The 5,526-nt window shown below is 42.1% G+C and carries 4 protein-coding genes and 1 pseudogene; 1 reads left to right on the top strand and 4 read right to left on the bottom strand.

Going from position 1 to position 5,526, the window contains the following annotated elements:
* Positions 1 to 214: 214 nt before the first annotated feature.
* From D0T84_RS08330 to D0T84_RS08315, 4 genes are all read right to left on the bottom strand, one after another.
* Positions 215 to 1,474 carry an FtsX-like permease family protein gene (locus D0T84_RS08330; RefSeq protein WP_163307424.1) on the bottom strand — a complete coding sequence of 420 codons (1,260 nt, stop codon included), beginning with the start codon at positions 1,472 to 1,474 and terminating at the stop codon, positions 215 to 217.
* Between the two features lie 3 nt (positions 1,475 to 1,477).
* A complete protein-coding gene (locus D0T84_RS08325; protein WP_163307423.1) occupies positions 1,478 to 2,737 on the bottom strand; it encodes an ABC transporter permease in 1,260 nt (419 codons plus the stop codon).
* Between the two features lie 101 nt (positions 2,738 to 2,838).
* Positions 2,839 to 3,501 (bottom strand): ABC transporter ATP-binding protein, encoded by a 663-nt coding sequence (locus D0T84_RS08320; protein WP_370525475.1) that lies wholly within the window; start codon positions 3,499 to 3,501, stop codon positions 2,839 to 2,841.
* A gap of 171 nt (positions 3,502 to 3,672) precedes the next feature.
* Positions 3,673 to 4,923, bottom strand: a complete 1,251-nt coding sequence (locus tag D0T84_RS08315) for an efflux RND transporter periplasmic adaptor subunit (RefSeq protein WP_163307421.1) — start codon at positions 4,921 to 4,923, stop codon at positions 3,673 to 3,675.
* Between the two features lie 284 nt (positions 4,924 to 5,207).
* Between D0T84_RS08315 and D0T84_RS08310 the strand changes: the two are divergent.
* Positions 5,208 to 5,526, top strand: a pseudogene (locus tag D0T84_RS08310) (hypothetical protein); the annotation flags it as partial.

The following is a 5,526-nucleotide window of genomic DNA, read 5'->3' as shown; positions in this document are numbered from 1 at the left end:
GCCGTTGGTGGGTCGCCGAGGGACGAAGCACTAGCCTTTTGCTTCCTTTTGGGCAATGCCAAAAGGAAGGACAAGCCCGGGAGGGCGCGGCAGTATGAGCCAATGCTAAAAAGTTTAAACTATGATGGTTTTTGTGCATAAAATGAAAGAACGTTTTTCAGTTATCAGCTACTGATTCGTATTCATACTTAAATAAGACAATTTTACCGCAACTTTATTCATCCCGTAATGCCTCTGCCGGTTGTATCTTTGACGCCCTCCTTGATGGATACCAGACTGCAACGATAGAGATTGCAGCCAGTATAAGGAATGTTATGCCATAATTGATGAAATACTGGCCGATACCTGCCGGAGCCTCATTGCGGTCTACTGCTGGTACCCCTATATCCTTGAGGATATCTATTAATGATACATTTATACATACAATGGCAGCTATAACACTAGCCAAGAATATTAAAATAACAGTCTCCAGTATGAAGATCAATTGTATGTTACGGTGTGGGGAGCCTAAGGCTACCCTTAACCCTATTTCGCTGCGGCGCGTCTGTGTGCGAAACCAAAAAGTACCAACCACAGCCAGAAAAATATTGATAAGAAGAAAGGCTGTGATAGAAAATATACTTTTAAAATTACTGTCATACCCGGTCCATTTCGCAAAATTCTTACCTATATCGCTGATGGGTACAACCGATGAAAGGAAATAGGGATTCACGGCTATTTGCTCCTGCATATCTTTGGTAAACCTTTCGGCAAAGTCTTTATCTGCACCGGCCTTTACCCGTACACAAATTTCGGTGTAGCCGTTTGTATCTATCGCTTTTGCATCATTTCTGGATAATAGTACATAAACAACGGGTTCACTCTTGTTAAATTCACTCCTTTTGGTGGGTTCTGCTACTCCGATAACGTTTTCATTTTCTTCTTCTCCGAAGTCAAGTGATTTTATTTGTCCGGCATCTCTTTTTAGAAACAGATTGTCTCTGTCTCCGCTAATTACGATGCTATTGCGATTGTTCCAATCAGCTATATTCCCTTGCAGTATGTCAATATCGAAAACGTTAAAATACTCAGGTACAACAGTCTTGATTTGTATATTATCCACTACAGAATCTAATGTGAAAGTATTGTTCCTAAAACTTCCGGAATAAGGAATAGCATCGTAAGATAAACTTAGATATGCTACATCAGGATATTTCTTTATACGGTCGATAATAGTCCAAAGGGTATTCAACTGTGAGTTTCTCTCATCTTCACTACCATTGTTTATTATCCGGTTTCCTTCTTCCTGTACTCCCAGATTGATACTATATACATGTTCTATGTCATAGCCTGTAGGTTCCAGATAGCGTTTTGTGAAAAAGTATATATAATCTACACAAAACCAGAGGATACAAAATACCAATACAAGCTCGGACAATATCCATATATTGATCTTTCGTTCTGTCCATATTATTTTGAAAATCTGCCGTATCATGGTTTACATATTTTTTTTGTTAATGGAATCAACTATTGCCAAGTTGGATGCTTTGTAGGCCGGTATCCCTGCCGAAAGCAGGTTGAGAATGAAGCATGTTGCCAATACTCCCAGCAATACCGGGTATGAAACCAAAGCGTGTATAGGTATAGAACTCTCGGCTCCCACATCCAAAAGCCATTCCTTGAGCCATATAACGATGAAATATGATAAGACCAGCCCAATGATACCTCCGATAAAGGTGGTAATAAGGTTTTCGAACAAAATCTGGATAAGGATGATATATTTCTTTGCCCCGAAAGCCTTTCGTACGCCGATCTCTTCTATCCGTCTCTTTACCTGCGACATGCTGAAGCTGGACAGGTTGACCGCCGGAATGAGGAGCAGAACGCAGAAGATAAATATCATTTTCCGGTATGTTCTTTTTTCATCGGGTTTCATATCCCGGGTTTCATCCATCAGCGCCTGTCTGTGACTGTTAGGCCCGTGAAAGGTTATATTCCATTCGGGATCGAGACTGTCGAATTTGCGTTGCGAAGCCTGTATTTCCTCAATTAATGCTGCCGAGTCATTTTTATCTTTCAATAAGAATAATATGTGATAACTCCGGTTTTCGTATCCGTTTTTGGCTGTATACGGTATATAGGCTTCTCCATATCCGTACGTAAAGGTTTGAGGTACATCTTTTATGATGCCTGCAACTTTGTATGTATTGAAGTCTATTTCTATGTTTTTGCCCAGAGCTCCGTTATTTCCGAAGACTTTTTTTGCCAGATTTTCGGAGATAACCGCATTGTGTATGCCCGAATCAAAGTCTTCTTTAGTAAAGGGTTTACCCTCTATGAAAGAGAAAGACATTACATGCCAGTAAGCGGCATCAACAAGCCTGATCTCGGCAAGGAAATGTTCGGTTGCATTATCCTTTTTTACCATAAATTGGTTGCCATTCCATGCTTTATCTACGGCTGTAGTATATTCCGGTGTTTTAAAGCCGGACAGATAGCTCTTGTATAAGTCATAGTCCGGAGTACTTTGCCACCATCCTTGCTTCGATTCATCTTTATGCTTCTTTGTATAGCGTTTTACATAAAATGTCCTGTCCCTGTTTACCTCAGGCGCTATATTTACATGCTTTATAGAGTCGGTAACAATGATGACCATCATCATCATTATAGCCAATGCCGTGCCTGTGATGGTAATAATGCTGATAAACCTGTTTTGTTTCAGCATTTCTATAGCTTGTTTGAAATAGATTTTATACATGATGCTATTTGTTCTATGTTATTCTAAAGCCTTGGCTCATTACATCAGGGATAGTAGCCGATAATACGGGATATACCTGACGCCAATACACTGATAGTAATTTACTCTACACGCCTGCCGTCAAAGAAGCGGATAATACGCTTTGTGGTTTTGGCTATGTGCTCGTCGTGTGTTACCATCACGATGGTTGTTCCTTCGTTATTCAGTTCGAACAATAAATCCATAATTTCTGTACCCATCTTACTGTCCAGGTTGCCTGTAGGCTCATCGGCAAGGATGATTTGCGGATTGCCTATAATGGCACGGGCTATGGCTACACGCTGGCATTGTCCGCCCGATAGCTGCGATGGGAAGTGCTTCATACGGTGCGACAGGCCTACTTTTTCCAATACCTGTTTGGCCATTTCGCGGCGGCTGGTATCGCCCGATTTACGGTAGAGGAGGGGGAGTTCCACATTGTCGAGTACGTTGAGTGAATTTATCAAATGGAAACTTTGGAAAACAAATCCAAGCGTTTTGTTACGGAACTCCGCCATTTCCTTATCCTTCATATTGTTTGTTTCAGTGCCGTTGATAAGGACTTTTCCATTGCTGGGGATATCCAGCAACCCCATAATGTTGAGCATGGTACTTTTACCGCAACCGGAAGGACCCATAACGGAAAGGAAATCACCTTTTTCCACTTCCAGGTTTACATTTTCCAATGCAACTGTTTCGACCTCTTTCGTACGATAAATTTTAGTAATACTCTGTAGATTAATGATTGATGACATATTATTTGTTGTTTTAGCCCCTCTGCCCCCAAGGGGGACTTACAGAGAGGGTATTGGTTTTTTATTTTTCGTTTTTCATTTATTTTTGTGGCTTTGCTCTAAGCCTCCCTTTGGAGAGGTTGGAGGGGCTCCGTGGCTTTGCCTAAGTCCCTTTTGGGGGATTTAGGGGGCTTCTATCTTTAGTTTCTGTTTGTTTTTATATTGGTTCATATCCGAAATTATTACCTGCTCCCCGACTTCGAGTCCACTTACAACTTCTACATATTCGAAGCTGCTTTCTCCCAGCTTTATCTTTTGTTTCACTGCTTCGTTGCCTTTGATAACCCACATTTCGTATTCTCCTGCTCCTATGTAGTAGGAAGAATTAGGTATGCGGACTACATCATCCTGTATGCCGTGAGTGACGTATACGTCCGTTTTCAGTCCGCTTCTGAGGCGTGAGTTTCCGGCATCTTTGAGCATAACAGTGAAGTTGATTACTCCGTTTTTTACAGATGGGGTTATGTTTACAACGGTACCGTCGAGTTGTAATTGTCCTATTTTTATGATGGCTTTTGCTCCCGAACTCAGTTTTTCGGCGTAGCTGTCCGCTATTTCGGCCTGTACCTTAAAGTGGCTCAGGTCGGAAACTATGGCGATTTGTTTTCCTGCCGATACTTGCGAACCTATCTGGTTGTTTACGTAAGTAAGTGTAGCCTTTTGCGGCGATAGTACGCGGGCATCTTTTAGCAGGCGCGCACTTTCCGAGAGGGATTTTTCGAATATGCTCAGGTCGAGTTGTTGCACCCTTACTTCTGCCGCGGCGTTTTTCTTCTGGTTGTCTATCTGTTGTTTTAGCTGTTGGAATTCGAGTTTGGCTACTTCGTAGTTCAATGCGGCCTGACGCACTTTGTCTGACGTACTTGCTCCAATGCTGTCAAGGTAGCTTTCGTTTTTTAGTTCGGTTTGCAATTGTTTGAGCTTCATTTCTTTTACCTGTAGCTGCATTTGCAGGTCCGATATCGTATTGTCAAGGCTTACCTGTGACTGGATGAGTTTGCTCTTTTTCATTTCTCTTTCATCCAGTTTTTGTTTGTAATCCGTTTCTATAGATGCTAATTCCAGTTTTAGGATAGGTTCGCCCGCGTTTACCGAATCGCCTGCTTCTTTATAGACTTCCAGTATACGGCTGTTGATAGGAGACACGATAATCTCTTCGGTAAGCGGGATAACTTTTCCCGAAGCATTTACTGTTACTTCTATGGTGCCTCTGTCGACAGTGCCTATCGCTATATTTTTAGATGATACTGAACTTTGCAGAAGGTTTATGCCAATAATAATAGTTGTAATAACTCCCGCTACAACTGCTCCGTATTTAATGATTTGTTTGCGCTTTTCTTTGCGTTGTTCGTCTAGTGGTATTTCCCTGTCCATTTTGGATGTTTTTATTATTTCAGTAATATATTATCAAGTCGCGTGCCGTTGTTTTATATTGCTTATAATTAGCCGTTTATGTATTTGTGATATGTCCGTTTTCGGACAGTTTGTACGGAAGTAATTGATGTTGTAATCAGAAGTTAAGTTGTTCAAACCAAGCCTGTTTTTATCAAAACACCCTGAAGGGGGGCAGTATAACAGATAGTTACAGGATTTGTATTGTTTTTTGTCATGCGCTAATGAGCTAATTATGTGAATCAGTATTTCGTTTTGTTTAAATTATGTGTTCTTTAATTTTTTATTCTGCGCGCAATCGCAGATTGCTTGCCTTACTTTTGGCCGAAGCTTCCTACTGCCGCGCGCTCCCGGGCTTGTCCTTCCTTTTGGCATTGGCCAAAAGGAAGCAAAAGGCTAGTGCTTTGTCCCTCGGCGACCCACCAACGGCTTGCCGGCTAAACGGGACGAAACTCGCCTGCGGCTCGGACAACATCCCGTTTCACGCCGACTGCACCGGGTGGGTACCCCGCCTGCGGAACGTATGCACGGAACCGCAATGCGGCGACAAGGCAGAGGCTTATCCATTATTCTTGTCGTGCGTCA

The organism is Dysgonomonas sp. 521, assembly GCF_010501055.1.
Lineage (GTDB): Bacteria > Bacteroidota > Bacteroidia > Bacteroidales > Dysgonomonadaceae > Dysgonomonas.
Note: the sequence above shows the minus strand (reverse complement) of the source record. Positions and strands in the feature narration are given on the sequence as shown.

Coding starts and splice junctions, on each gene's coding strand:
- D0T84_RS08325 (WP_163307423.1), bottom strand. CDS start 2,737: ATGTATAAAATCTATTTCAAACAAGCTATAGAAATGCTGAAACAAAAC.
- D0T84_RS08330 (WP_163307424.1), bottom strand. CDS start 1,474: ATGATACGGCAGATTTTCAAAATAATATGGACAGAACGAAAGATCAAT.
- D0T84_RS08315 (WP_163307421.1), bottom strand. CDS start 4,923: ATGGACAGGGAAATACCACTAGACGAACAACGCAAAGAAAAGCGCAAA.